Annotated in this window: 24 protein-coding genes; 13 read left to right on the forward strand and 11 right to left on the reverse strand. The window is 60.4% G+C overall.

Annotated elements, in window-relative coordinates; all coding sequences use genetic code 11:
• Positions 1-69: 69 nt before the first annotated feature.
• Positions 70-477 carry a PRC-barrel domain-containing protein gene (locus AC0Z42_RS12950; RefSeq protein WP_308925040.1) on the reverse strand — a complete coding sequence of 136 codons (408 nt, stop codon included), beginning with the start codon at positions 475-477 and terminating at the stop codon, positions 70-72.
• 245 nt (positions 478-722) lie between these two features.
• On the opposite strand from AC0Z42_RS12950, the gene pyrG reads away from it, so the two are divergent.
• The 4 genes from pyrG to AC0Z42_RS12970 all read left to right on the forward strand — a co-directional run bounded on the left by pyrG (position 723) and on the right by AC0Z42_RS12970 (position 5,722).
• Positions 723-2,375 carry a CTP synthase gene (gene pyrG, locus AC0Z42_RS12955; RefSeq protein WP_485468622.1) on the forward strand — a complete coding sequence of 551 codons (1,653 nt, stop codon included), beginning with the start codon at positions 723-725 and terminating at the stop codon, positions 2,373-2,375.
• 136 nt (positions 2,376-2,511) lie between these two features.
• The gene (eno, locus tag AC0Z42_RS12960) at positions 2,512-3,795 is read left to right on the forward strand and encodes a phosphopyruvate hydratase (protein WP_485468623.1); all 1,284 of its coding nucleotides are present in this window, start codon (positions 2,512-2,514) and stop codon (positions 3,793-3,795) included.
• 61 nt (positions 3,796-3,856) lie between these two features.
• A complete protein-coding gene (gene ftsB, locus AC0Z42_RS12965) occupies positions 3,857-4,180 on the forward strand; it encodes a cell division protein FtsB (protein ID WP_485468624.1) in 324 nt (107 codons plus the stop codon).
• A gap of 183 nt (positions 4,181-4,363) precedes the next feature.
• Entirely contained in the window at positions 4,364-5,722 is a 1,359-nt protein-coding gene (locus tag AC0Z42_RS12970) for a glycerophosphodiester phosphodiesterase family protein (RefSeq protein ID WP_485468625.1), read from the forward strand.
• Between the two features lie 249 nt (positions 5,723-5,971).
• Here the strand turns inward: AC0Z42_RS12970 and AC0Z42_RS12975 are convergent, their stop codons facing one another.
• The 5 genes from AC0Z42_RS12975 to AC0Z42_RS12995 form a co-directional block, all read right to left on the reverse strand.
• Complete coding sequence (locus tag AC0Z42_RS12975) at positions 5,972-6,229, reverse strand: hypothetical protein (protein WP_485468626.1); 258 nt, start codon at positions 6,227-6,229, stop codon at positions 5,972-5,974.
• 152 nt (positions 6,230-6,381) lie between these two features.
• Positions 6,382-7,515, reverse strand: coding sequence for a glycerophosphodiester phosphodiesterase family protein (locus tag AC0Z42_RS12980; protein WP_485468627.1), 1,134 nt, complete (start codon positions 7,513-7,515; stop codon positions 6,382-6,384).
• Entirely contained in the window at positions 7,515-9,905 is a 2,391-nt protein-coding gene (locus AC0Z42_RS12985) for a TonB-dependent receptor (RefSeq protein WP_485468628.1), read from the reverse strand. The genes AC0Z42_RS12980 and AC0Z42_RS12985 overlap by 1 nt, the downstream gene beginning before the upstream one ends.
• Before the next feature lie 150 nt (positions 9,906-10,055).
• Entirely contained in the window at positions 10,056-11,036 is a 981-nt protein-coding gene (hslO, locus tag AC0Z42_RS12990; protein ID WP_485468629.1) for an Hsp33 family molecular chaperone HslO, read from the reverse strand.
• Positions 11,037-11,041: 5 nt separating this feature from the next.
• The gene (locus tag AC0Z42_RS12995; protein WP_485468630.1) at positions 11,042-11,566 is read right to left on the reverse strand and encodes a gamma carbonic anhydrase family protein; all 525 of its coding nucleotides are present in this window, start codon (positions 11,564-11,566) and stop codon (positions 11,042-11,044) included.
• A 178-nt stretch (positions 11,567-11,744) separates the two neighbouring features.
• Here AC0Z42_RS12995 and AC0Z42_RS13000 point away from each other — a divergent pair, with 178 nt between their 5' ends.
• From AC0Z42_RS13000 to bamC, 8 genes are all read left to right on the forward strand, one after another.
• Complete coding sequence (locus AC0Z42_RS13000) at positions 11,745-12,638, forward strand: alpha/beta fold hydrolase (protein ID WP_485468631.1); 894 nt, start codon at positions 11,745-11,747, stop codon at positions 12,636-12,638.
• Between the two features lie 79 nt (positions 12,639-12,717).
• A complete protein-coding gene (locus AC0Z42_RS13005; protein WP_485468632.1) occupies positions 12,718-13,551 on the forward strand; it encodes a 3',5'-nucleoside bisphosphate phosphatase in 834 nt (277 codons plus the stop codon).
• 86 nt (positions 13,552-13,637) lie between these two features.
• The gene (gene htpX / locus AC0Z42_RS13010; protein ID WP_485468633.1) at positions 13,638-14,522 is read left to right on the forward strand and encodes a protease HtpX; all 885 of its coding nucleotides are present in this window, start codon (positions 13,638-13,640) and stop codon (positions 14,520-14,522) included.
• Positions 14,523-14,559: 37 nt separating this feature from the next.
• Positions 14,560-15,183, forward strand: a complete 624-nt coding sequence (locus tag AC0Z42_RS13015; protein WP_485468634.1) for an L-threonylcarbamoyladenylate synthase — start codon at positions 14,560-14,562, stop codon at positions 15,181-15,183.
• A 70-nt stretch (positions 15,184-15,253) separates the two neighbouring features.
• Positions 15,254-15,931 (forward strand): site-2 protease family protein, encoded by a 678-nt coding sequence (locus AC0Z42_RS13020; protein ID WP_485468635.1) that lies wholly within the window; start codon positions 15,254-15,256, stop codon positions 15,929-15,931.
• A 35-nt stretch (positions 15,932-15,966) separates the two neighbouring features.
• Complete coding sequence (locus AC0Z42_RS13025; RefSeq protein WP_485468636.1) at positions 15,967-16,539, forward strand: class I SAM-dependent methyltransferase; 573 nt, start codon at positions 15,967-15,969, stop codon at positions 16,537-16,539.
• A gap of 84 nt (positions 16,540-16,623) precedes the next feature.
• A complete protein-coding gene (gene dapA / locus AC0Z42_RS13030; RefSeq protein WP_485468637.1) occupies positions 16,624-17,502 on the forward strand; it encodes a 4-hydroxy-tetrahydrodipicolinate synthase in 879 nt (292 codons plus the stop codon).
• Positions 17,503-17,570: 68 nt separating this feature from the next.
• Positions 17,571-18,773, forward strand: coding sequence for an outer membrane protein assembly factor BamC (gene bamC / locus AC0Z42_RS13035; RefSeq protein WP_485468638.1), 1,203 nt, complete (start codon positions 17,571-17,573; stop codon positions 18,771-18,773).
• Positions 18,774-18,926: 153 nt separating this feature from the next.
• On the opposite strand, the gene AC0Z42_RS13040 is transcribed toward bamC, so the two are convergent.
• Positions 18,927-19,181, reverse strand: a complete 255-nt coding sequence (locus AC0Z42_RS13040; RefSeq protein ID WP_308925056.1) for a hypothetical protein — start codon at positions 19,179-19,181, stop codon at positions 18,927-18,929.
• A 354-nt stretch (positions 19,182-19,535) separates the two neighbouring features.
• A complete protein-coding gene (locus AC0Z42_RS13045; protein ID WP_485468639.1) occupies positions 19,536-20,657 on the reverse strand; it encodes a JmjC domain-containing protein in 1,122 nt (373 codons plus the stop codon).
• Between the two features lie 93 nt (positions 20,658-20,750).
• On the opposite strand from AC0Z42_RS13045, the gene AC0Z42_RS13050 reads away from it, so the two are divergent.
• Positions 20,751-21,302: an FKBP-type peptidyl-prolyl cis-trans isomerase gene (locus AC0Z42_RS13050; RefSeq protein WP_485468640.1), complete on the forward strand. Its 552-nt coding sequence runs from the start codon at positions 20,751-20,753 to the stop codon at positions 21,300-21,302.
• Between the two features lie 149 nt (positions 21,303-21,451).
• On the opposite strand, the gene AC0Z42_RS13055 is transcribed toward AC0Z42_RS13050, so the two are convergent.
• The 3 genes from AC0Z42_RS13055 to AC0Z42_RS13065 form a co-directional block, all read right to left on the reverse strand.
• Positions 21,452-22,444 (reverse strand): hypothetical protein, encoded by a 993-nt coding sequence (locus AC0Z42_RS13055; protein ID WP_485468641.1) that lies wholly within the window; start codon positions 22,442-22,444, stop codon positions 21,452-21,454.
• Positions 22,441-25,107, reverse strand: coding sequence for a DNA mismatch repair protein MutS (mutS, locus tag AC0Z42_RS13060; RefSeq protein ID WP_485468642.1), 2,667 nt, complete (start codon positions 25,105-25,107; stop codon positions 22,441-22,443). The genes AC0Z42_RS13055 and mutS overlap by 4 nt, the downstream gene beginning before the upstream one ends.
• Positions 25,108-25,272: 165 nt before the next feature.
• Positions 25,273-25,800, reverse strand: a complete 528-nt coding sequence (locus AC0Z42_RS13065) for a hypothetical protein (protein WP_485468643.1) — start codon at positions 25,798-25,800, stop codon at positions 25,273-25,275.
• Between the last annotated feature and the right edge of the window lie 196 nt (positions 25,801-25,996).

Raw genomic sequence — 25,996 nt, forward strand, 5'->3', positions numbered from 1 at the left:
AGGATGCCGCGGCCAAAAGAAAAGGGCGGAACCTGTGGTTCCGCCCTTTGTGGTCACTGCCTGGCTGAATTAATATTCGCGCGCGGTGGTGCCGTAGTAGCTGTGGATCTCGTTGGACCAGGTGGTGTCGGCCATGTTGGGCCAGTTGTCCGTATCGAAGCCGGGGGCGTTTTCGATGCGCTCCTTGTCGATGTTCAGGGTAAAGCGCTTGTTGACGGTGTCGAGCAGCAGCGCTTCCCAGGGCACGGCGAACAGTTTTTCGCCGATGGTGAAGACGCCGCCGTGCGACATGACGGCGTAGGCAATTTTGCCGCTGCGCATGTCGATCATGATTTCCTTGATTTCACCCAGATGTTCATCCTTGGCGTTGTGCACGTGGTCGCCAATCAGGGTGTCGGCACCCATCAGTTCGGGGCCAGGACCTTTATGGCCACGGTCCACATACATGCCATAGGCGTCGCGTTCTTCATAGCTCATGATATACCTCCGTTGAAAAATTCCAGTCTGCGCCACGGTCGAGCATGGGTCTGTTCGCTCACCCACATAACATATAAGAGTATAAATATTTCAACTATTGCCAAGCCGCCGGCTGCTTGTGCCGCCACCGCCGCCACGCGCAGACTGGCGGCAATTGGCGCAATTTTCCATGCCGCAGCAGTGCGTAGGCCGGGCTTTAGTGTATAATTTCAATTTCCCGCACGTGCCGTTCGGCACCATCTGCAATGACCAAATTTGTCTTCGTCACCGGTGGCGTTGTGTCTTCCCTTGGAAAAGGGATTGCCGCCGCCTCTCTCGCCGCGATCCTCGAATCGCGCGGCCTTAAAGTCACCATGCTCAAGCTCGACCCGTATATCAACGTCGATCCTGGCACGATGAGCCCGATGCAGCACGGTGAAGTATTCGTCACCGACGACGGGGCCGAAACCGACCTCGACCTCGGCCACTACGAGCGTTTCATTTCCACCCGCATGAAAAAGGTGAATAACTTCACCACTGGCCAGATCTATGAATCGGTGATCCGCAAGGAACGCCGCGGCGAATACCTGGGCAAGACGGTGCAGGTGATTCCGCATATCACCAATGAAATCCAGGATTACATCCGCCGTGGCGCCGAAGGCTACGACGTGGCCCTGTGCGAAATCGGCGGCACCGTCGGCGATATCGAGTCGCTGCCATTCCTGGAAGCGGCACGCCAGCTGAGCCTGCGCGCCGGCCGCAAGAACACCGCCTTCGTCCACCTGACCCTGGTGCCGTATATCGCCTCGGCCGGTGAGTTGAAAACCAAGCCGACCCAGCACTCGGTGCAAAAGCTGCGCGAAATCGGCATCATGCCGAACGCGCTGCTGTGCCGCGCAGACCGCGCCATTCCCGAAGACGAGCGCGCGAAAATCTCGCTGTTCTCGAACATCGAAGAGCATGCCGTGATTTCCGTGTGGGACGTCGACACCATTTACAAAGTGCCGCAAATGCTGCACGACCAGGGCCTCGACAAGATCATCTGCGAAGCGCTGGACCTCGATCCTGCGCCGGCCGACCTGTCGGTCTGGAGCAAGCTGATCTACACGCTCGAGCATCCGAAGTCGGAAGTGACGATCGGCATGGTCGGCAAGTACGTGGAACTGACCGAATCGTATAAATCGCTGACCGAAGCACTGCGCCACGCCGGCATCCATAACGAGTCGAAGGTCAATATCGAGTACATCGATTCGGAAGAAATCGAAACCACCGGCTGCGCCGGGCTGGCCAAGTACGACGCCATCCTGGTGCCGGGCGGCTTCGGCAAGCGCGGCGTGGAAGGCAAGATCATGGCGGCCCAGTTCGCCCGTGAAAGCAAGGTGCCTTACCTGGGCATTTGCCTCGGCATGCAAGTGGCGCTGATCGAATACGCACGCCACAAGGCCGGCTTGACGACTGCCAACTCGACCGAATTCGACCTCGAAACCGCGCAACCGGTAGTGGCCCTGATCGATCAGTGGCAAGGCGCCGACGGCAAGGTTGAAAAGCGCGACGAGAATTCGGACCTGGGCGGCACCATGCGCCTGGGCGCGCAAACCTGCGAAATCAAGCCGGGCACCCTGGCCGCCGAGATCTACGGCGCTGTCGTCACCGAGCGTCACCGCCACCGCTACGAAGCGAACAATCACTACCTGCCGCGCGTGGAAGCGGCCGGCCTGGTGGTTGCCGCCCGTACCCCGACCGAAGACCTGTGCGAAATCATGGAGTTGCCGCGCACCGGTGACAATGCCCACCCATGGTATATGGGCGTGCAGTATCATCCGGAATTCAAATCGACCCCGCGTGACGGCCACCCGCTGTTTACCTCGTTCATCAAGGCAGCGCTGGCCCACAAGGAAGCGAACGCCACTGCTGAATAAAGTGGATGAATGGCGTTGAGCCTTGAAGCACCGCTCCCGGTAAGCAAGTCACGCCGGGAGTTTCTTACCCCTCTTTGTGCAATTGCGCATCAGAACGCAGTGTGCAGCCCTGTTACGCTTAACTTTGGAGAATGATATGAGTGCTATTGTTGACATTATCGGCCGTGAAATCCTGGACTCGCGCGGCAATCCGACCGTCGAATGCGACGTCCTGCTGGAATCGGGCGTGATGGGCCGTGCCGCCGTGCCGTCGGGTGCCTCGACCGGTTCGCGCGAAGCGGTGGAACTGCGCGACGGCGACGCCAAGCGCTACTTCGGCAAGGGCGTGCTGCAGGCATGCGAGAACATCAACACCGAAATCTCCGAAGCCATCATGGGCCTGGACGCCAATGAACAGGCTTTCCTGGATCGTACCCTGATCGACCTGGACGGCACCGAAAACAAATCGCGCCTGGGCGCCAACGCCATCCTGGCCGTATCGATGGCTGTCGCCAAGGCTGCCGCCGAAGAAGCCGGCCTGCCTTTGTACCGCTATTTCGGCGGTTCGGGCGCGATGCAACTGCCAGTGCCGATGATGAACGTCATCAACGGCGGCGCGCACGCCGACAACAACCTGGATATCCAGGAATTCATGATCATTCCAGTCGGCGCACCGTCGTTCAAGGAAGCGGTTCGTTACGGCGCGGAAGTATTCCACACGCTGAAAAAGATCCTGCACAAGAAGGGCCTGAACACCAACGTCGGCGACGAAGGCGGTTTCGCACCATCGCTGGCCAACCACGAAGAAGCCATCAAGCTGATCATTCAGGCGATCGAAGAAGCCGGCTACGAGCCAGGCACGCAGATCGCCATCGGCCTGGACTGCGCCGCTTCCGAGTTTTTCAAGGACGGCAAGTACGAGCTGGCCGGCGAAGGCCTGAGCCTCACCGCCACCGAATTTACCAACCTGCTGGCGACCTGGTGCGACAAGTACCCGATCATCTCGATCGAAGACGCGATGCATGAAGGCGACTGGGATGGCTGGGCGATCCTGACCGCCGAACTGGGCAAGAAAGTGCAACTGGTCGGCGACGATCTGTATGTCACCAACACCAAGATCCTGAAAGAAGGCATCCAGAAGGGTATCGCCAACTCGATCCTGATCAAGATCAACCAGATCGGCACCCTGACCGAAACTTTCGCCGCCATCGAAATGGCCAAGCGCGCCGGCTACACGGCCGTCATTTCGCACCGCTCGGGCGAAACCGAAGATTCGACCATCGCCGATATCGCTGTCGGTACCAACGCCCTGCAGATCAAGACCGGCTCGATGTCGCGTTCGGACCGCATGGCCAAGTACAATCAGTTGCTGCGCATCGAAGAAGATCTGGGCGACATCGCTTCCTACCCGGGCCGCGATGCATTCTATAATCTGAAGTAATTGAAGTAATATCACCAACTGACCGGCCGGAATTTTCCGGCCGGTTTTTTAACCGAGACCCATGCGCCTGATTACGCTTGCCCTGGCGGCCCTGCTGCTGCTGATACAATTTCCCCTCTGGATGGGCAAAGGCGGCTGGCTGCGCGTTGCCGACATGGAAGCGCAAGTTGCGCAGGCGAATCAAAAGAATGTGGAACTGAAAGCGCGCAACGCCAAGCTCGAATCCGAAGTGCGCGACCTGAAGGACGGCACCGGCGCGGTCGAGGAGCGTGCCCGCTTTGAGCTGGGGATGGTCAAGCAGAATGAGATTTTTGTGCAGATCGTGCGCAAGGGCCAGATGCCGCCGATGATAGAAACGCCAGCCGCAACGGCTGCGCCTCACTGAGAGATCACCTCTGCATTCCTGTGTGGGGGGCAGGGCAGGCTGGCGTCATCAGCCTGTCATCCGGCGGTCACGGCCCTGTCATAACTGGTTTTTACAATAAGGAAGCACGGTTTTTCGGGCAAGTGCTGTGCATTGTCCGCTACCTGTTCCCATAATGATAATTAACCAGGAATTGCGCTTGCCATGACCATCAACAAACACACCTTGCTATGCCTGTCGGCGCTGACTTTGTCCGCTTGCGGCGGTAGCAGTACCGAGTCGCTGCAGACGCTGGACGGCAAGGCGCCGCTGGTGGTTGCCCACCGCGGCTTGCCGGGCCTTTACCCTGAAGAAACCCGCCCGGCCTACGAGGCGGCGGCCGATGCCGGCGCCGATTCGCTGGAACTCGATGTGCATATGTCGAAAGACTGCGTGCTCGTTGCGCGCCATAATCCCTGGCTCAGCGACAACACCAATATCAGCACTGTCGCACTGACCAATGCCCAGGTCGCCGCACGCAAACGCACGGTGCCAGGCCGTCTGGTCAATGTCGGCTATTCCCTGGCTACCTATGGCGGCCCGGCGCAATACCTGACCGACCTGACCGATCCGGCGAATCAGAAATCGGTACTGAAATCGTTGATCGTCGATGGCGAAGATCATACCGGCGACTGGTCGATCAGCGACTTTACGGCGGCCGAACTGAAGCAATGGATCGGTGGCACGACCTACGACGCGCGCGAATCGCGCCCCAGTGAATTGAATGGCAAATATCCGGTGCTGACGATGCAGGAGGTGATCGATATCGCCAAGGCCAAGAGTACATCGAGCGGCCGTACGATTTCGGTGTATCCGGAATCGAAAAACCCGGTATGGAATAATGCCCAGGCAATCGCCAACGGTTGCGGCAGCGGCAGCCATCCGTTCGAAGACGCGATTGTGAAGATCGTCAAGGACAACAACCTGAACAGCAAGACAGCGGCGATTTATATCCAGAGCTTCGATCCCGCCAGCCTGAAATACATGCGCGCTGCCGGTTTGACTAGCAAAATGGTACAACTGGTTGATGGCAATGACGTCAATTACAAGACAGGTGAAATGATTTATCGCACCAACGATGTCTACAACTTCGTCGATGGCCGTCCGTATAGCTGGACGCTGGCTGGCGACGGCCGCTTCTTCGGTGACATGCTGACGCCAGCCGGACTGGCCGAAATCAAGACCTACGCCGACGGTATCGGTCCCTGGAAACCGCAAGTGATGGCCTTGACTATTTCACCGTTCAAAGCCAGCAATGCCGATGGCACGCCGTACACCGGTTCGGCTGCCGACGTCAACAAGGCTACGCCAACGAGCCTGATCGCCGACGCTCACAAGGCCGGCCTGTTCGTTCACAGCTTTACGTTCCGTAACGAGGCGAAATATCTGGCTGGCGTGTACAAAGGTGATCCTGCCAGCGAATTGCGGGACTTTTTCCGCGCTGGCATCGATGGCGTTTTCAGCGACTTCAGCAATACGGCCGTGGTAACGCGTAATGCTTACTTGAAAGAAACCGGGCATTAAGCACCTTGGCCGGCGCCGCCCATCGTGTTGCTGGTGTTGCTTAGAACTCGCCCTTGCCGGTCGAGATCAGGTAAAAACGGATGGCGGTGACGGCGACGGCCAGGGCGATCAGGGTGGTTTCGAGGATCATCATATTTTTCAGTTTGAGTTTTAAGTAATTTATTAATGTAAGAGTGTTCAGGGCAAGGCGCAAAGCCGAAGGCAGTACGCTGGCACGACGAGGCGAAGCAACGCCGCCATGGACACTTTTTAACCGCGCGAGGCCAGGAAGCGCAGTTCGCTGGCCAGATTCGGCATCAGTTTCTCGTAGCGGGTCGCTTCCGAGTTCAGCAGGGCGATATCGTGTTTGCTTGGGCGCGTATAGCGTGGCTCGTCGGTGGCGGCGGCTGCCTGGACGTACGGTTTCGACGCCAACAGGGCACCCAGGAAAGCGCGCGTGGCGCGGCCGAGGTTGCTGAAGTAGCCATCGTGGCTGTCGGTGCTGTAAGTGCTGGTCAATGTGGACATATGCCCTCCATGAAATGTGTGTTGTTGCATTGCACAATAATGGTTCTGGCGATATGCGTCCAATTCCAAATTCCAATTTCAGTAATTCAAGCCATGAATAATAAGGGCGTCGCCAGCGGCGACGCCCTGAAATAAAAATTTGTAACTAATTATTATCCTGCAGCAATACGGCCCAAACCGGGATCATCGCTGAAAAAACCGTCCAGGCCGGTGGCGATATAGCGGCGCATTTCCGCCACCGACCCCGCTTCGTTGCGCGCGTTCTCGCCATTGCCATCGCGGAAGTCGGCTGCCAAAAAACGGTTTTCGGGGCGGAAGGTCCAGGTGTGCAGCCGCAAGCCCGCCTGGTGCGCATCGTCGACGATGGCGGTGGGACTGGCCAGGCGCTGGTCGGCGCCCAGCGGGATCACGCCGCGAGTGGGCGGCGCCAGCACGTCGGCATAGGCGGCAATATCGCGCAGGCCAGCCGGCTGCAGCATTTGCCCGAAGGTCAGCTTGCCGCCGGCCTTGGCCACGTCGACCGGACGCAACTCGCCGCCCAGCACAAGCTGGGTCAGGCGCAGATTGGCGCGCTTGCCCAGCTTGTTGCGCAAATACTTCAGGTTGGCCGTTTCAAACGACTGGATCTCGACCGGCGCGCGGCGCGTATATTCGTGCGCCAGCATGGTCGAGATGAAACGGTCTTCCAGCGCCAGGCCGGCCTCGGTGAAATAAGTCGAGCTTTTCAGTTCGGGCACCAAACCGATTACGCGTCCGCTGGCGGCTGATTGCGCTGCAACAAATTCGATGATTTCTTCCCAGGTCGGCACCTGGAACTGGCCGTCGTAAATGGTGTTGCCGGTACGAATAGCCGGCAGGCGTTCGATGGCGCGCAGGGTTTTCAGCTCCACCAGGGTGAAGTCGTCAACATGCCAGCCGTCGTGCCAGCTGCCGTCGACCATTTTCTTGCTGCGCCGGCTGGCAAATTCAGGCCGGCGCGCCACGTCGGTAGTCTCGATCAGGTTGCTTTCGTGGCGCGCCACCAGCACCCCATCGTGCGTGGCGACCAGGTCTGGCTCGACATAGTCGGCGCCGTCGGCAATCGCCTTGGCATACGAGGCAAGTGTATGTTCCGGGCGCAGGGCGCTGGCGCCGCGGTGGCCATATACCAGCGGACGGGCAGGGGCGGTGGCCAGCATGGCGGCGGCAACAGTGGGCGCCGCTGCCGCCAGCGCCAGGCCACCGGCGGCGGCCTGGACGAAGCGGCGGCGCGACAGATGGCGTTGTGGCAATACGGGGGCACGCATCAGAAATCCGCCGTCAGGGTCAAAAAGCCCTGGCGCGGCGCAATCGGGAAAGTATTGTAGGTCTTGTCGGCTGCGCCCACCACCACATTCAGCGCGCCGGTACGGTTGGCCAGGTTGCTGACGTTGACGCGCCAGCGCGGGTTTTTCAGCCAGCTGGCCAAGGCCGGCAGCTTGCCCGACACGCCCAGGCTCATCAGGAAGTAGCTGGGCACCGACAAGTCATTGGTATAGGTGGCGTAGCGCTTGCCCACATAGTCTCCGATCAGCTGGAATTCCACTTCGCCCAGATTGGCGGTGGCAACGAATTTGTTGAGCCACTCGGGCGAACCTGGCACGTTCTTGCCGGCCGTCGGCACCAGGGTCGCGCCATTGAAGTAATTGTCCGCATATTGCGAGCGGTTGTACGACAGCGCATTGTAGAACGAAAAATTATTGCCGAAGTGGACGGTGGCGGCCAGGTCGATGCCGTCCGTGCGCACGCTGCCGACATTGGCCAGCACCGGGTTGCCGCCGATAATCGACGAGATCACCGGTGTCGGGCTGATCTGCAGCAGGCGGTTGCTGAAGTCCACATGATAGACGCTGACCTGGCCGTCGATGGCCGTGACGGCGCCCAGCTGCAGCGGATGATTGCCGCGCAGGCCCAGCTCATACGTCAGCGCTGTTTCCGGCTTGGCGTCGCGCATGAACAGGTCGAAGGCGGACTGGCTGGCCAGGCTCCACGGCGAGGCGCCGCCACCGCCATAGGTGACGAACTGGCGCATGTTTTTCTGGATATTGAAATACAGCTGGTCTTGCGGCGTGACATCCCAGCGCCCACCGACCTGCGGCAAGAACCATTTTTTGGTGTCGATCGAACCGACCGGCAGGGCTGTCGAACCGCCCGAAATCGCACCCCGAGCCGGCTGCACGGGAAACTGGCCGTCGGCAAACTGCAGACTGGACTTGAAGCCGGCCTGCAGTGCGATATCCGGCGTGACCTTCCATTCATCTTGCAGGTGCAGTTGCACCACCTTGTTGTCGATCTCGCTGCCGTATTGCGTGATCAGGGGATTGCTCGGACGGTCATACGGCGAGGTCGGGTGGTTGACGTCGAGCGCATACCAGCGGCGATAGGCCGAGGAGCGGTTCTGCTCCAGCCACAGGCCCGCTTCCAGTTGATGATCGCCGATTTCCTTGCGCAGAGTGGAAATGAAACCGCCGCGCTTGATGTCGTATTCGGTGGTGCGCACGGCGTAACCTGAATTGCCGAACACCTGCCTGAGGTTCTGGTTCGGGTAATACACGCCGAACAGCGCCGGCAGGCCGGCCACGCCGATCGGGCCGGCCACCACGCCGGCGCCGTCATCCTTGTGGAAATAGAGCTGGTTCGACCAGGTCGCGCCCTCGGCCAGGTTGGCGTCGAACTTGGCGTAGGCCAAGTAGTCGGTGCGCTGCGCGTCGCTGTAGTAATTGCGGTAGTTGTTGCCGTCCGCCGCCGGCGTGGCGCCGGTGGGCGACAGATAATTGAGGGCCGCGCCGAAGTTCGGATACAGGAAGGGACGCGTATAGGGCGCGCTGGTTTCGCCAGCCACATGCACGGTGCTGTCTTCATTCGGCTCGATCTTGTCCGAGTAATTGAAGAACAGGGTCAGCTTGCCGGCCTCGCTGCGGTTGACGAACTTGGCGTTGAACTGGTCGCCGCCCTGGCGTGCATCGAAGTCCCAGGCGCGCGCTTCGTGGTGCAGGATGGAAAAATAGACGCTGTTGCCTTCGCCAAAGACGCCCGTATCGTAGCGGGCAAAGGTGCGCGAGGTACGGTGGCTGCCCACGGTTTGCTGCACGCTGGCGCCTTGCACACCCAGCGGGTCGCTGGAAAAGGTTTCAATCGTGCCGCCCAGGTTGCTGGTCGAGGCAGTGGCCAGGTCGCCGGCACCCGACGACAGCACCACGCTGCGCACGTTTTCGCTGATCACGGCGCGCTGTGGCGACAGGCCGTTGTAGTTGCCATACTGCTGGTCGCCGAGCGGCACGCCGTCCATCGTGTAGCCGAGTTGCTGGCCCGAAAAACCATGCACGAACAACGACAGGTTTTGCTCGTTGTTGCCCCAGGGGTCGGCGGTCTGGAAGCTGACACCCGGCAAGGTTTGCAGCGCCTTCAGCGGATTGGTGCCGGGCAGGATTTTCTGGATTTCATTCTTGCTCAGCGCCACCGAGGAGCGCGTCTTGCGCGAGGAGATCTCCACCATGGCCATCGGTGCGTTGTCCTCGACAGGGGCTGCCATTTCGGTGGTGGCGGAGGCGACTGCGGCGGCCACTGCCGTTTGCGCCAGCGCGGGCAGGGCACTGCCGGCGGCGCAGCCCAGCAGTAAATGGAAGGAATGGCGGCGCAATGCCAGCGTCAGATTCATGTTCATCATGGCCTGTTGGGAGTGGGGTAACAATGCAAGCTGGGCAGCGTAACGGTGGGGCGTGACGCGCTGATGACGAACTGGTGACGAGTTGATGACAGATGAAAAAAAGCGCCGCCAGGACGGCGGCGCTGAAATACTGCGTAGAAATTAATTAATGCTGGTTGCCGGCGGGATCAGCACCTCGGCCGGCGCATCGGTAATGAACAGCTGTGCGCAATCGACCTTGTCGAAATCGTAGTGCTGGCCGCAGAAGTCGCAATTGACCCCCACATGGCCGATTTCCGCCAGCGTGTCGTTGACTTCCTGCTCACCCAGCATCTTGAGCATATTGCCCACTTTTTCGCGGGTGCAAGTGCAATGAAAACTCGGATGCAGCGGCTCGAACACGCGGATCGTTTCTTCCCAGAACAATCGCTGCATCAGGGTGTCGATGTCGGTGGCCAGGATTTCTTCCTCTTTCAAGGTCGACGCCAGCATCACGGCGCGGTTCCAGGTATCGAGCGCATCTTCTTCCGAGACCGGCGTCGCTTCGGCCTTGCCGCCGTGGTGCGGCAGCTTTTGCAGCAACAGGCCGCGCGAGGTGGTGTCGTCGGTGGCCAGCCACAAGCGCGTGTCGAGCTGTTCCGAGCGCAGCATGTAGTTTTCGATGACGGTTGCCATGTCGTCGCCGTCGAGCGGCACGATGCCCTGGTACGGTTGCTGGCCCGGCACCTTGTCGGCCGGGTCGAGCGTGATGATAAAGCGGCCCTTGCCGTTGGCGTTCATCAGTTGCGGCACGGTGGAACCGTCAGCGATGTCCGCATCCGGATCGAGCTTGGCCGTGGCGCGCAGGCGCAGGTCGGAATCGCACTCGACCACCATCAGGCGCACCGGACCGTCGCCATGGATCTGCATGATGATGGAGCCGTTGAATTTCAGGTTGGCCGACAGCAGGGCGGCCGCTGCCACCATTTCGCCCAAGACTTTTTTCACGGCCAGCGGGTAGGCGTGGCGCGTCACCACTTCTTGCCAGGTGCCGGACACGTCGATGAACTGGCCGCGCACGGCGGCGTTATCGAAAATAAATTTTTGCAGCGTATCCTGGCCTGCGATGGGGGCGCTGATCGCGCCGCTGGTGTCAGTCGTCATGTGGTTTATCCTATCTTCTTGAGTTGCGTGTTAAATAGCTGGCCGCGCTGTACATAATTGAGGGCGTTGCCTTGCAGCCTGGTGATATCGTCCGCCGTCAGGGTGCGCACGGCCTTGGCCGGCGTGCCGATGATCAGCATATTGTCGGGAAACTCCTTGCCTTCCGTAATCAGCGCGCCGGCGCCGACCAGGCAGTTTTTGCCGATCTTCGCGCCATTCAGGACCACCGCCTGGATGCCGATCAGCGCGCCGTCGCCGATGGTGCAGCCATGCAGCATGGCCTGGTGGCCGATGGTGACGTTCTGCCCCACGTCGAGCGGGTAGCCGGGGTCGGTATGCAGCACGGCGCCTTCCTGGACATTGCTGTTGGCGCCCACCGTGATGCGTTCATTGTCGCCGCGCAGGGTGGCGCCAAACCACACCGAGGTGTTTTCATGCAAGGTCACCTTGCCGATGACATTGGCGGTGTCGGCAACAAATGCGGAAGCATCAATCTGCGGCGCTTCGGCGCCCAGTTGGTAGAGTGTCATGATGAGCCTGAGGCTAGGGTGGAAAGGCCGGGGAACCGCTATTTTACGCTGTTGCAAGACAAGCCAGAACGGCGGCAAGCGATCCGGTATAATTAAAGAACGGTCGTACTTTTGTGGCGGTACATTACTTCAGACACAGCATGTGGCGACGCCTGCGCCACTTTCAAGGTAGCTACTCATGAAACTTTCTCGTTCAGAATTCATCAACATCCGAGGCGCGCGCGTCCATGTGCGCCACTGGGGCCGCGACGGTGCACCGATTTTGTTCATGGTGCATGGCTGGATGGACGTCGCCGCCTCGTTCCAGTTTGTCGTCGACGAACTGGCAGGCGACTGGCATGTGATCGCTCCCGACTGGCGCGGCTTTGGGCAGAGCGACTACACGCAGTCCGACACCTACTGGTTCCCCGACTACCTGGCCGACCTCGACGCCATGCTGCTGCATTACTCGCCCGACTCGCCCGTGCATCTGCTGGGCCACAGCATGGGCGCCAATGTGGCCGGCCTGTATGCGGGCGTGCGGCCCGAACGCATCGCCAGCTTCATCAACCTCGAAGGCTTCGGCATGATGGCGACCAAACCGGAGCAGGCGCCGGGCCGCTATGCCAAATGGCTGGACGAATTGCGCGAGCCGGCGCTGATGCGCAGCTATCCGAGCCTGCAGGCGGTGGCCGAACGGCTGCAAAAGACCAATCCGCGTTTGAACGGCGAACGGGCCGCCTTCCTGGCCGAACACTGGTCGGTGCAGAATGAAGCGGGCGAGTGGGATATCGCCGGCGATCCGCGCCACAAGCGCGTCAACCCGATGCTGTACCAGGTCGATGAGGTGATGGCCTGCTGGCAGCGCATCACGGCGCCGGTGCTGTGGGTCGAGGCGGAAGAGACGAATATGTGGCAATGGATGGGGCCGAAAGAAGAGGCGCGCATCGAAATCGACCGCCGCCTGGGGTTTTTGAAAGACGTGCGCTGCAGGCTCATGCCGGACGCCGGCCATATGTTGCATCACGACCAGCCGCAGGCGCTGGCGCGCATGGTGGAAGAGTTTCTCGCCACGAATATGGTAACTATGTGACGACGACGCTGTCGCGCCCCGGCAGGCAGCGTACAATAAAAACTTCAACCATTCATCGCCCCGCACGGTAGTGTTTCCCATGCTCAAAGTCGACCTGCATTGCCATTCGAATATCTCCGACGGCGTCCTCGCACCGGCCGCCGTGGCTGCGCACGCGCACCGCGCCGGCGTCGATGTGTGGGCGCTGACCGACCACGACGAAGTGTCCGGCATTGCCGAGGCGCGTGCGGCGGCGGTGGCGCTGGGCATGCAGTTTATTGCAGGCGTGGAAATTTCGATAACCTGGGCCGGCCAGACCGTGCATATCGTCGGCTTGCAGGTTGATGAGAATAATCCGGGCCTGGTCAGCGGCCTGAACCAGACCCGTTCCGGGCGCGACGCGCGCGGGCGCGAAATTGCCCGCCAGCTCGACCTGGCCGGCATCCCCGGCGCCTATGAAGGCGCGCTGAAATTCGTCGGCAACCCCGACCTGATGTCGCGCACCCATTTTGCCCGCCATATCGTGGACACCGGCAAATGCGCGAATATTCCCGAGGTATTCAAGAAATACCTGTCCGAAGGCAAGCCCGGCTATGTCGAGCACCGCTGGGCCACCCTGGCCGAAGCGGTGGGCTGGATCCGCGGCGCCGGCGGCCTGGCCGTGATCGCCCATCCGGGCCGCTACCGTTTCAGCGACATGGCGCAGGGCGTGCTGTTCGATGAATTCAAGCAATTGGGTGGCGTGGCCATCGAAGTGGTGACGGGCAGCCACAGCCCCGATCAATATCCCGAATATGCGCGCCTGGCCAACGACTACGGTTTCCTGGCCTCGCGCGGCACCGATTTCCATGCACCGGGCGAGTCGCGCGTGGATTTTGCGCTGCTGCCGCCTCTCCCGGGTAACGTCAAACCGGTCTGGCACGACTGGTTTTAAGCCGGCGCTAAGGCCGCTCTGGCAAGCTTGATAACAGCTGTATCATCGCTATTTGCTGTTATTGAATTTCTGCCGGAGTCAACGCCATGAAACGTATCGTCCTGTTTATTGTCACCAACCTGGCCGTGATGCTGGTGCTGACACTCGTCCTGAGTTTGCTGGGCGTCGGCAATCCGGCGCGCGGCAGCACCCTGAACCTGGGCAGCCTGATGGTGTTTTCGCTGGTGGTCGGGTTCACGGGCTCGATTATTTCACTGTTGATCAGTAAACCGATGGCCAAGTGGAGCACCGGGGCGCGCGTGATCGACAACCCCAGTTCGTCCACCGAATTGTGGCTGGTCAATACCGTGCGCGCGCTGGCCGAGCGGGCCGGCATCGGCATGCCCGAGGTGGCGGTGTATGAGGGCGACGCCAATGCGTTTGCCACCGGTGCGTTCAAGAATTCGGCGCTGGTGGCGGTCTCGACCGGTTTGCTGGAAAGCATGAACCGCGATGAAGTCGAAGCCGTGCTGGGCCACGAAATCGCCCACGTCGCCAATGGCGACATGGTCACTCTGACCCTGATCCAGGGCGTGGTCAATACCTTCGTGGTGTTCATGGCGCGGGTGGTGGGCTTCTTTGTCGACAATATGCTGCTGAAAAACAGCAACCGCGAAGGCGGGCGCGGCATCGGCTATTTCGTCACCGTGATGGTCTGCGAAGTACTGTTTGGCCTGCTGGCATCGATCATCGTCGCCTGGTTTTCGCGCCAGCGTGAGTTCCGCGCCGACGCCGGTTCGGCCAAATTGCTGGGCAGCCCGACGCCGATGATGCATGCGCTGGCGCGCCTCGGTGGCGTGGCGCCGGGCGAGCTGCCGCAATCGATGCAGGCGCTGGGCATCAGCGGCGGCAAGGGGGGCTGGGGCGCGCTGTTCGCCACCCACCCACCGCTGGAGGAACGCATCGCCGCGCTGCGCGGCGTACAATCATGACACTTCAATAAACAAGCTGGCATGCCAGCGATGAGCCATGAGTCAATTTTTCCAGATTCACCCTGAAAATCCGCAATTGCGCCTGATCAAGCAGGCCGCGCAAATCATCCAGTCCGGCGGCGTGGTGGCCTTGCCCACCGATTCCTGCTACGCGCTGGTGTGCCAGCTCGACGACAAGGGCGCCGTCGAGCGCCTGCGCCGCATCCGCGGCATCGATGAAAAGCATCACCTGACCCTGCTGTGCCGCGACCTGAGCGAGCTGGGCGTGTATGCGCGCGTCGACAACCGCCAGTTCCGCCTGCTCAAGGCGGCCACCCCGGGCGCCTATACCTTTATCCTGGAAGCGACCAAGGAAGTGCCGCGCCGCCTCAGCCACCCGTCGCGCAAGACCATCGGCCTGCGCGTGCCCGAGCACCGCATCGTGCAATGCCTGCTGGAAGAGCTGGGCCAGCCGCTGCTCGGCACCACCTTGACCCTGCCGGGCGACGAAGACAGCCTGACCGACGCCGACACCATTCGCGAACGCCTTGAAAAGCTGGTCGACCTGATTGTCGACGGCGGTGTCTGTGCGCATGGCCCCACTACCGTGATCGACCTGACCTGCGCCGAGCCTGAAGTGGTGCGCGTGGGCCGTGGCGATCCGGCCGCGCTGGGCTTGTAGGCGGGGGCTTTACTTGCCTTTAAACAATGCATAAGAAAGAGGCCAGGGCGGCTCTGGTAGAATCGCGGTCATGAGCGATTTCAATACGATAGTCCAAACCGTCGCGGTGTACCTGGTGCCCGTTCTTTTTGCCATTTCTTTGCATGAAGCCGCCCACGGCTACGCTGCCCGCTATTTCGGCGACCCTACGGCGTCCAATGAAGGTCGGCTGAGCCTGAATCCGATTCGTCACATCGACCCGTTCGGCACAGTGATCCTGCCGCTGCTGCTGTATTTCACGATCCAGGTGCCGTTCGGCTACGCCAAGCCGGTGCCGGTCGATTTCAGCCGCCTGCGCAATCCGAAGAAGCAAATGGCCTGGGTGGCGTTTGCCGGACCCGGTTCAAACTTCGTCATGGGCTTTGCCTGGATGATTGCGTTTGTCGTGCTGACCGTGCTGCCCCCGACCGAGATCGGCGCCTTCCTGCGCAAGATGGCCGGCGCGGGCGTGAGCGTCAACGCAGCAATGTTTGTATTCAATATGATTCCCGTGCCCCCGCTCGATGGTGGTCGCATCATGACTGGCATCCTGCCGATGTCGCTGGCGCGCCCCTATGCCAGCATCGAGCGCTACAGCATGTATGTGTTTGGCGCGCTGGTATTGCTGATGTACCTGGGCGTGCTGAACCGCTTCCTGATCGTGGCCATCGAATTTGTCATCGGCATTTTCGTCACGCTGGTCACGCCGTTGACAGCTCTGCTGGGCTAGGCTGCAGGCAAGGTAATTAACCGATGGATATTTCGATGCAAGAAACTGAACAACACAATAATGCCGAGGCCATCTCCGGTTGGGTGCGCCGCTGGGCGCCGCTGCTGCCGGGCGGCGAAGTGCTGGACCTGGCTTGCGGCAGCGGCCGCCATGCGCGCCACCTGGTCAGCCTGGGCCACCCGGTGATCGCGCTCGACCATGATCCGGAAATGCTGGAAAAGGCGGCCGGCGCCGGCATCACCACCTCGCTGGTGGACCTGGAGGCGGCTGGCGCCACCTGGCCCTTCGCGGCCGGGCGCTTTGCCGGCATTGTCGTCACCAACTATCTGCACCGTCCATTGCTGGCAGCGATGATCGCCAGCCTGGCGCCCGATGGCGTGCTGCTGTACGAGACCTTTGCCGAAGGCAATGAAGAGTTCGGCAAACCGTCGAACCCGAAGTTCCTGCTGAAGGAAGGCGAACTGCTGGCGTTGGCCCTGCAGCACGGCTTGCGCGTGGTGGCGTTTGAAGAGGGCCGGGTGGAGCAGCCGAAAGCTGCTCTGGTGCAACGAATTTGCGCCGTACGGCCAGATTTTCCACGGCTGGCGGCGTTGTTGCCAGCGTTTTGAGCGGCGTTTCTACCTTACAATGCACCACGGGCGCGGGCTATCCGCTACAATCGTTGTTTTATTTATCGGCGCTATAAACTTACTATGATCAAGGGCAGCATTGTAGCAATCGTCACCCCGATGCACGCGGACGGCAGTCTGGACATTCCAGGCCTGCGCAAGCTGATCGACTGGCATATTGCCGAGGGTACAGACAGCATCGTCATCGTCGGCACCACTGGCGAATCGGCAACCGTCAGCGTCGAAGAACACTGCGAGCTGATCAAGCTGACCGTCGAGCATGCCAAGGGACGTATTCCAATCATCGCCGGCGCCGGCGGCAATTCCACCGCAGAAGCCATCAAGCTGACGCGTTACGCAAAAGATGCGGGTGCGGATGCTGTCTTGCAGGTTGTGCCTTACTACAACCGTCCTACCCAGGAAGGCATGTACCAGCACTTCAAGGCCATCGCCGAAGCCGTCGACATTCCCGTGATCCTGTACAACGTGCCGGGCCGTACCGTGGCCGACATGAGCAACGAGACCATCGTGCGCCTGGCCGCGATCGCCAACATCGTTGGCGTAAAAGATGCGACCGGCAATCTGGGCCGTGGCATCGACCTGCTGCGCCTGGTGCCCGCCGACTTTGCCGTCTACTCGGGCGATGATCCGACCGCCATGGCGCTGATGCTGTGCGGTGGCCACGGCAATATTTCCGTGACGGCCAATGTTGCCCCGCGCGCCATGCACGAACTGTGCGTTGCCGCCATGGCCGGCGACCGCGCCACGGCAATTGCCATCAACAACAAGGTCTTCCCGCTGCACCAGAAATTGTTTGTCGAACCGAACCCGGTGCCCGTCAAGTGGGCGCTGGCGGAAATGGGCCTGATGCCTGCCGGCATACGCTTGCCGCTGGTGCCGCTGGCCGATCAGTACCATGCCACCGTGCGCGATGCCTTGCGCGACGCTGGCGTCTTATCCTGAGCCCGGACTGGTATAGTCCGGACCTTCCCTGATTTCAGCTGCCACTTAGCTTCTTATCCAGTAACGACATGACAAATAGCAAGAAAACCACCCCGGCGCCAGCCACCATTGCCATGCGTGGCCTCGTCATCGGCGCCGTTGCGGCCAGTCTCGCCGGCTGCGGCATGATCAGCTCGGTAGTCGGCGCCGGCAAAGTCGACTACAAGTCGGTCAAGAAAGCCAGTTCCCTGGATGTGCCGCCCGACCTCACGCAATTGCAGCAAGACAACCGCTACTCCCTGCCTGATGCCAAGAACGGCATAGCCACGGCTTCAGGCTATAACGCCCAGCGCAGCGCGACAGCCGGTATGCCGACCGTGGTCGGCGCCGATGGCGTGGTCGGCGTGGTGCCGGTCACGGCCGGTTCGGTCAAGGTCGAGCGCGCGGGCAACCAGCGTTGGCTGGTGGTCAAGCAGCCGCCTGAAGTGCTGTGGCCGCAACTGAAACAATTCTGGGAAGACTCGGGCTTTACCATCGCCATCGACCAGCCAACGGCTGGCATCATGGAAACCGAATGGAATGAAAACCGCGCCAAGATCCCGCAAGACATCATTCGCAGCACGATCGGCAAGGTATTCGATGGCCTGTATTCGAGCGGCGAGAAAGACAAGTACCGCACCCGCGTCGAGCGCCTGGCCGATGGCTCGACCGAAATCTATATCAGTCACCGTGGCGTGGAAGAGGTCATTACCGGCCGCGACAAGGAAAGCACCACCTGGACCGCACGCCCCAACGATCCGGGCCTGGAAGCACAATTTCTGGCACGCCTGATGACGCGCCTGGGCGCGGCCGGTGACGAGGCGCAAGCGAAGACTGCGATCGACTCGGCGATTGTGCAACCGCAACATGCCAAGCTGGTCGGTACGCCTGCCACGCCAGAGCGCGCAATCGAAGTCGATGAAGGTTTCGACCGCGCCTGGCGCCGTGTCGGCCTGGCGCTCGACCGCGTCGGCTTTACCGTCGAAGACCGCGACCGTACGCAGGGCACGTATTTCGTGCGCTACGTCGACCCTGATGCAGTCAAAAAAGATGGCTTCTTCTCGAAGCTGTTCAGCTGGGGTTCGTCCGCCGACAAGGACAAGGACAAGGGCGCGCAGCGCTACCGCGTGCTGGTCAAGGCGGCCGCCACGGGTTCCGCCAGCACCGTCAGCATCCTGTCGAACGAAGGCCAGGCCGACGTCTCGCCAGTGGCCGAGAAAATCCTGGGCTTGCTGAACGATCAGTTGAAGTAAGGAAGGTAGTGGCGGGTGCCAACCTGCCATGCAGAAAAAAGCTGGCCCGGAAACGGCGCCAGCTTTTTTATTGCCTGCCGCTCGCTTGCAATACAAAGCGGCAGACGAAAAAAAACCGGCCCGAAGGCCGGCTTTTTCACTGCGGGGTGCTAATTACTTAGCAGCCGATGCAGCCGACGAAGCGGCAGCAGCAGCGTCCGAAGCGGCCGAAGCAGCGCTCGAAGCAGCAGCAGCAGCGTCGGTAGCGGCCGAAGCAGCAGCGTCAGCAGCTGGTGCTGGAGCAGCTTCAACTACTGGTGCTGGTGCTGGGGTTTCAACTACTGGTGCTGGTGCAGGAGCTTCTTCTTTTTTGCTGCAAGCAGCCAGAGCAACAACCATCAGGGAGGCGATCAGCAGGGATTTTTTCATTTGTTTTCCTTAATTATTTCAAAAAATAAATCAATATTGTTGCGATGAATAATTACCGGTAATTATCGCTCGTTAGGTCGTCTTCGAAGGCTTTTCGTACCAGGTGGTGCCTGCCAGACAACGGAAACTTCCTAACCGAATATTATAGCGATTTTTGGTGCGTCGCAATAGGAGCACGAGGCAAATTCGCAACTATTTTGTGATATCGCAATATTTGCCAAGGCAAATTGCAAGCAAGTGTAAGAGTTTTGCGAAAGCGCGTCAAAACGATATTAAAAACTCATCTTTCTTTGCGCCAGCGCAGAGTCTTTTACTTTGCCTGTGTTCCACCACATTTGCTGCGTTGCGCCTCATTCAGGCCAGTTCGAGCCAGCCGTCCTGATACCAGGTGTACAGCGCTTCCATCACGTCATCGGATGCCTTGGCCACGGCCGCGCCCTCGAGCGCACGGTCATTGGCCAGCGTCTCCAGCGCCGTTTTATCGGCCCGGCCAATTGCGAACGACTCGCCATTGATGAAGACATTCTTGCCACGATACAGCATCAGCGTCTTGCGTGACAACACGACACCGTTCTTGTGTGCAGCTTGTGTGAAGCGGCCCACAGTCAGCGGCTTGGCCAGCGGCGTGAAAAACACATTGTGCTTCGGCTCGGACAGGTGTTCGCCGAGGAAGATGGTGACGTCCTCTTCCGTGAAGCGCACCTTGTTCAACTCTTCGGTGATGACGCTGAGCATCTCGCGCGGGATTTCCGCCGGCTTGGCCGACGCCTTCAGGTCGGGATCGCTATAGATGCCGGGCAGGTCGATCGAATCGGCCATGAATTGCAGGAACGCTTCGCCCAGTTCCTGGAACGAAGGCGAGCGGAAACCGATCGAATAGGTCTGGCAGTCGCCGATGGCCACGCCGTCATGCGCGTAGTGCGGCGGCAGGTACAGCATGTCGCCCGGTTCGAGCGTGAATTCTTCGTCGGGCGTGAAGTTGCTGAGGATTTTCAGCGGCAGGCCGTCGATCAGGCTCAGGTCCTGCTGCGCGCCGATGCGCCAGTGGCGCTTGCCCTGGCCTTGCAGAAGGAACACGTCATAGGAATCGAAATGGGGGCCGACGCCGCCGCCGTCGGTGGCGAAGCTGACCATCAGGTCGTCCAGGCGCGCATCGGGCAGGAAGCGGAACTGGCGCAGCAGTTCGTCGGCCTTGGCGCTATGCAAGTTCGCGCCTTGCACCAGCAGCGACCATTGTTTCTGTTTCAACGAGGGCAGGCTGGCCAGCGGACCTTGCTGCATGGACCAGTGGCCATCGACCTGGCTGACCAGGCGCGACTCGACATGGTCGAGCCTGGCCAGTTCGGCCAGGGCCTTGAAGTCCAGCAGGGGCTTGAAGCCAGGCACGGCCTGGCGGATCAGCAGCGGTTTTTTATGCCAGTAGTCGCGCAGGAATTGCGCCGGCGTGATGTCGCCGAGGAGAGTTAATTTTTTCATGCGCCCATTATAACAACCGCAAATGCAGTAATGCGCCTGTCGTTGGCGGCGGAAAGGTATAATTTGTCAGCTTATACAATGAAAGGAAACATAATGAAGATTGCCAAAAATACGGTCGTGACTGTCAACTACAAACTGTCAGACGCGCAAGACAATCTGATCGAAGATGGCCGCCAGCCGATGGTCTATCTGCACGGTGATTATGAAAACACCCTGCCGAAGATCGAAGAAGAGCTCGATGGCAAGGAAGTCGGCTATTCCAACACGATCCAGATCGAGCCGGATGATGCTTTCGGTGAATACGACCCGGCGCTGGTCAAGGTCGAGCCACGCAACCGCCTGCCTGAGCCGCTGGAAGTGGGCATGCAGTTCGAAGGAATGCCTGAAAGCGATTCGCCGGACGAAGAAGCGATGATCTTTACCGTCACCGATATCGCCGACGACAAGGTCGTGCTGGATGGCAACCATCCACTGGCCGGCATCGCGCTGCGCTTTGAACTGAACGTGGTCGACGTGCGTGAAGCCACCGAAGAAGAAATCGCCCACGGCCACGTGCACGGCGCGCATGGCCATGGTCATGACGACGAAGACGGTGATGACGAAGGTGCCGAAGGCGATCACTTCCGCACCCACCCTATCCACTAACACCTGATCAAACCTACTGCGCGGCGTGCTTTGCGGCCGGCGATGCTCACCGTAGTGAAGTACGGTTGCGCTTCTCGGCCACAAATCACTGCCGCTCGCTACGGTTTGCTCAGGCGTCGTGACGCTGGTTGTAAAGCAGTACTTCTGATTTAACGGCGCGGCACCGATGGCCTGGCGGCGCGCTCGCGCACTTCAAACAGTGGCGTCTTGCCGGTGCGCACAGCAATCGCCGCCCAGTCGCTGGCGATGCTGACATGGCCCACATTGCCTTTCCAGTGGATCGCCGGCATGTCGCCCTTGCGTGTTCCCTTGCCTTTGCTGTCGCGTTCTTTCTGCGTATCGACCATCAACACCTTGCCGTCGAATTTTTTTGCGAGCAGGCGGATCTGCTTGCGCGGACTTGCAAAGCCATCCTGTTTCGAGCTGAAGCTGGGCAGCAGCGAACTTTCCTCTTCATCGAGCACGCCAACGTCGCCGTCCGAAAACAGCACGATGCCATCGAGCTTCTTGCCTTGCGCCATGGCGAACAGGCGCTGCAGCCACGAGCGGTTGGCCACCAGCCGGTCTTCGAATTCGCTGTTGCGGCCCGCTTCGGGCAGGAAATGGTTATTGTTGGCGGGCAGGTTGATGGTGGCAAACAGCACGCCGCCCACTTCCCAATGGGCATTTTCCGCATAACTGCGAAACTTGGCCGTCGACGACAAGCGCGACACATTGAGCTTGCGCTGGCCCAAGCTCTGGTTGTCGGCAAAATACACGTCGCGCAGGCGGTTCAGCCGTTCGATGGCGTTGACCCTGCCGCGCGAATTGCGGCAACCTGCCCAGTCACTGGCCGACAGCGAAACGATCAGCGGCGAGGTGCTTGCCTCAAACAAATCCTTGCGCTGTCCGTACAGCTTGTCGCTGCAACTTTCACTGACGGCCTTGATGCCGGTCGCTACCACGAACGAGGCATTGAAGGCGCTGGCGCCGGCAATCGCCTTTTTCAACGGCCCGTCGTCGGTGCCGGCCTGGAAAGAGTGGCCCAGCACGGCAAATTCAAAGCCGGGGTTGCCGGGGTTGCCAGCGTTGGCCAGCAGCGGTGCCAGCTGCAGGCCGGCCGCCAGCAGTGCCAGGCGCGCGAGGCGACGCGTCAGCGTCATGCGGCGGCCAGCCGTTTCAACTGATACAGCTGTTCAAGCGCGTCGCGCGGGGTCAAGGCATCGGGGTCAAGCTCGGCGATCGCGTCCAGCAAGGCTTGCTGCGCTTCGCTCAGGGCTGCCACCGGCAGCGCCTCTTCTTGCTCGGCATACGGATCGGATGGCGGCGCGGCAAACAGGTCGCGCTGCGGCGTGCTGTCGAGCGCCTGCGCTTCCAGCCGCGCCAGGTGCTTGCGCGCGGCCTTGATCACCGGCTGCGGCACGCCGGCCAGCTGGGCCACCTGCAAGCCATAGCTTTGCGAGGCCGGGCCGGCCTGCACCGCATGCAGGAAGACGATGCTGTCCTTGTGCTCGACGGCCGACAGATGCACGTTGGCAGCGCTTGGATGGCTGTCGGGCAATTGCGTCAGTTCAAAATAGTGGGTGGCGAACAGGGTGAAGCTGCGGCTGGTATCGATCAGATGGCGCGCAATCGCCCAGGCCAGCGCCAGGCCGTCAAAGGTCGAGGTGCCACGGCCCACTTCGTCCATCAGCACCAGCGAGTGTTCGGTGGCGCCGTTCAAAATTGCCGCCGATTCCGTCATTTCCACCATGAAGGTCGAGCGCCCGCCGGCCAGGTCGTCGGTCGCGCCGATGCGGGTAAAGATGCGGTCGATCGGGCCGATGGTGGCGCTGGCGGCCGGCACATAGCTGCCGACATAGGCGAGCAGGGTGATCAGGGCCACCTGGCGCATGAAGGTCGATTTACCGCCCATGTTCGGGCCGGTGATCAACAATAACCTGCGTTCGTTGACGAAGCGGCAGTCGTTGGCGATAAAGCGTTCGATCTGCTTTTCCACCACCGGGTGGCGGCCTTCGACGATATTGATGCACGGTTCGCCCACCAACTGCGGTGCGGCCCAATTGTGCTGCTGCGCATGTTCCGTCAGCGCATTCAGCGTGTCGAGCTGGGCCAGGCCCTGGGCAATGGTTTGCAGGGTGCCGATATGCGGCGCCAGGTCGGCCAGCAAGATGTCGTACAGCAGCTTTTCGCGCACCAGGGCTTTATCCTGCGCCGACAGCGCCTTGTCCTCGAACACCTTCAGTTCCGGCGTAATGTAGCGCTCGGCGTTTTTCAGCGTCTGGCGGCGGCGGTAATCGTCCGGCACCTTGTCGGTCTGGCCGTGCGTCACTTCAATGTAAAAGCCATGCACCTTGTTGTATTCTACGCGCAGGTTGGCAATCCCGGTGCGGGCGCGCTCACGCGTTTCCAGGTCGACCAGGAACTGGCCGGCGTTTTCCGACAGCGCGCGCAATTCATCGAGCTCTTCATCGAAGCCGCGCGCAAACACGCCGCCGTCGCGCACCATCGCGGCCGGCTCGGGCGCCACGGCGCGCACCAGCAGATCGAGGCAACTTTCTGGCGTAGCGAGTGCCGCATGGATATCGGCCAGCAAACCGTCGCATGGCTCGCCGCCGTAGCAGTGCGTGACCCGCTCGCGCAGCGCCGGCAATTGCAGCAGGCCGTCGCGCAGCGCGGCCAGGTCGCGCGGACGCGCCGACAGCAGCGCGATGCGGGTGGTGATGCGTTCAATATCGGGTACTTGCGCCAGTGTGGCCGCCAGTGGCGCGGCCGCTTCGCTGTGCATCAGCGCGGCGATCGCCTGATGGCGCGCGCGCGCCACGCCCTGGTCGCGCCGCGCATGGTGCAGCCAGTGGCGCAGCATGCGCGAGCCCATGGCGGTGCGGCAATGGTCCAGCAGCGAAAACAGCGTCGGCGATTCCTGCCCGCGGATGGTTTCCGTCAGTTCCAAGTTGCGCCGGGTGGCCGCATCGAGGCCGATGAATTCCGTCTCCGTTTCGGTCGTCAACGAGCGCACGTGCTGCAGGCCGCGCCCTTGCGTCGACTGCGCATAGCGCAGCAGCGCGCCGGCCGCGCCGAACGCGGCGCCGAGGCCATCGGCGCCAAAACCGGTCAGTGTCGCCACGCCTAATTGGTCCAGCAGCGCCTTGTGGCCGCCGGCCACATCGAAATGCCAGTCCGGCACGCGGTTCACATGGGTTGTCGGATGGTCGTCAAATAGCGTGCCATGGTCGCCGCTGAGGATCTCTGCCGGCACGATGCGTTCCAGTTCCTGCTGCAATCGCAGCGCGACGGTGTCGCTGCTGCCCGAAAACTCCATCAGTTTGAGCGCGCCGCTGGCCAGCGACAGCCACGCCAAGCCGGTGGTCACCGTCTTGCGCTGCGTGATGCTGCACAGGGCCAACAGCGGGCGTTCGGCCTTTTCCGGCAGCAAGTCGGCGTCGGTCAACGTGCCCGGCGTGACCACGCGCATCACCTTGCGTTCGACCGGCCCCTTGCTGGTGGCCGGGTCGCCGATCTGCTCGCAAATGGCCACCGACTCGCCCAGTTTCACCAGCTTGGCCAGGTAGCCGTCAAGCGAATGAAACGGCACGCCGCACATCTTGATCGGATTGCCGCTGGCCGCGCCGCGCGCCGTCAAGGTAATGCCCAACAAGCGCGCGGCTTTTTCCGCATCGTCAAAAAACAGCTCGTAAAAGTCGCCCATGCGGTAAAACACCAGCATCGTCGGGTGATTGTCCTTGATGCCCATATATTGTTGCATCATCGGCGTGAGCTTGCTGCGGGCGATATTGGCGAGCTCGTGGTTTGACTGCATGTTCATGTAAGTCTTTGAAGTTAAGCGTTGTTCTGTAGAGTGGTCGGCGGCCGGGCATGACGGGCGCGCGATGGCGCGGCCAGGCTGCCTGCGGCAAGCCACACTTTACCATTACCGGCAGGGTAGGGGCGAGACTTGCCGGACGGCTGGCCTGGCACAATGACCTTCATGTTATTTTCTGTTGATGATGCTATCGGCATGGGCCTTCAGCACCGGATGGCCAACTGCATTATTGTTATGCTTGGTAGCATTGGCCAGTACCGAAGAGATGCTGTCCTTGTAGATGGCATTGATGTCTTCCTCGCTCTTGCCAGCCGCCACGCCAATGGCAAACGCTGTTTCTGCATACGCTTTTTGCGACAGGATCCACTTGGCCAGAGCCAGTTGCTGCGCATCATAGCTTGCCTTGAAGCGCGGATTTTTTTCCGCCATCTGATGCATGGGCAGCGTGAATAAACTTTCAAGGAATGCGTTGTCACTTTCAAGTTTTTCATTTGCCTGCTGTAACTGACGATTTTTTTCGGCAAGTGCACTTGCATTGTCTCTGAGCTGAGCAATCAAGCTGTCATTGGACTGATTGGAAAATTTTTGGGCCTCGAGCTCTTGCCTCGCCGCAATCTCATCAAGTCTGGCCCGCTCTTCATTCAGTTTTGCCTGTTGTGCAAAATAATTATCCGGGTTTAAGTAATCACTGCTCATGCTGCGCCTTGTTCTCAAATTTTGAAGATTGTTAAAAGTGTAGCAGTGATTCCCGAGCTGATGCCACTACAACAAATAGCTGCAAATATTGTTGCTTTTACATAACGTAAATTGCGTCAATGTAATTTTGGGGTAAGATGGAAGCATCCAGGCATTTTTCTTTCCAAGACCCCAACCTTGTATTGTATTGAGGGAA

This window comes from Janthinobacterium sp. 1L-D-8-B-C4 (assembly GCF_057291295.1).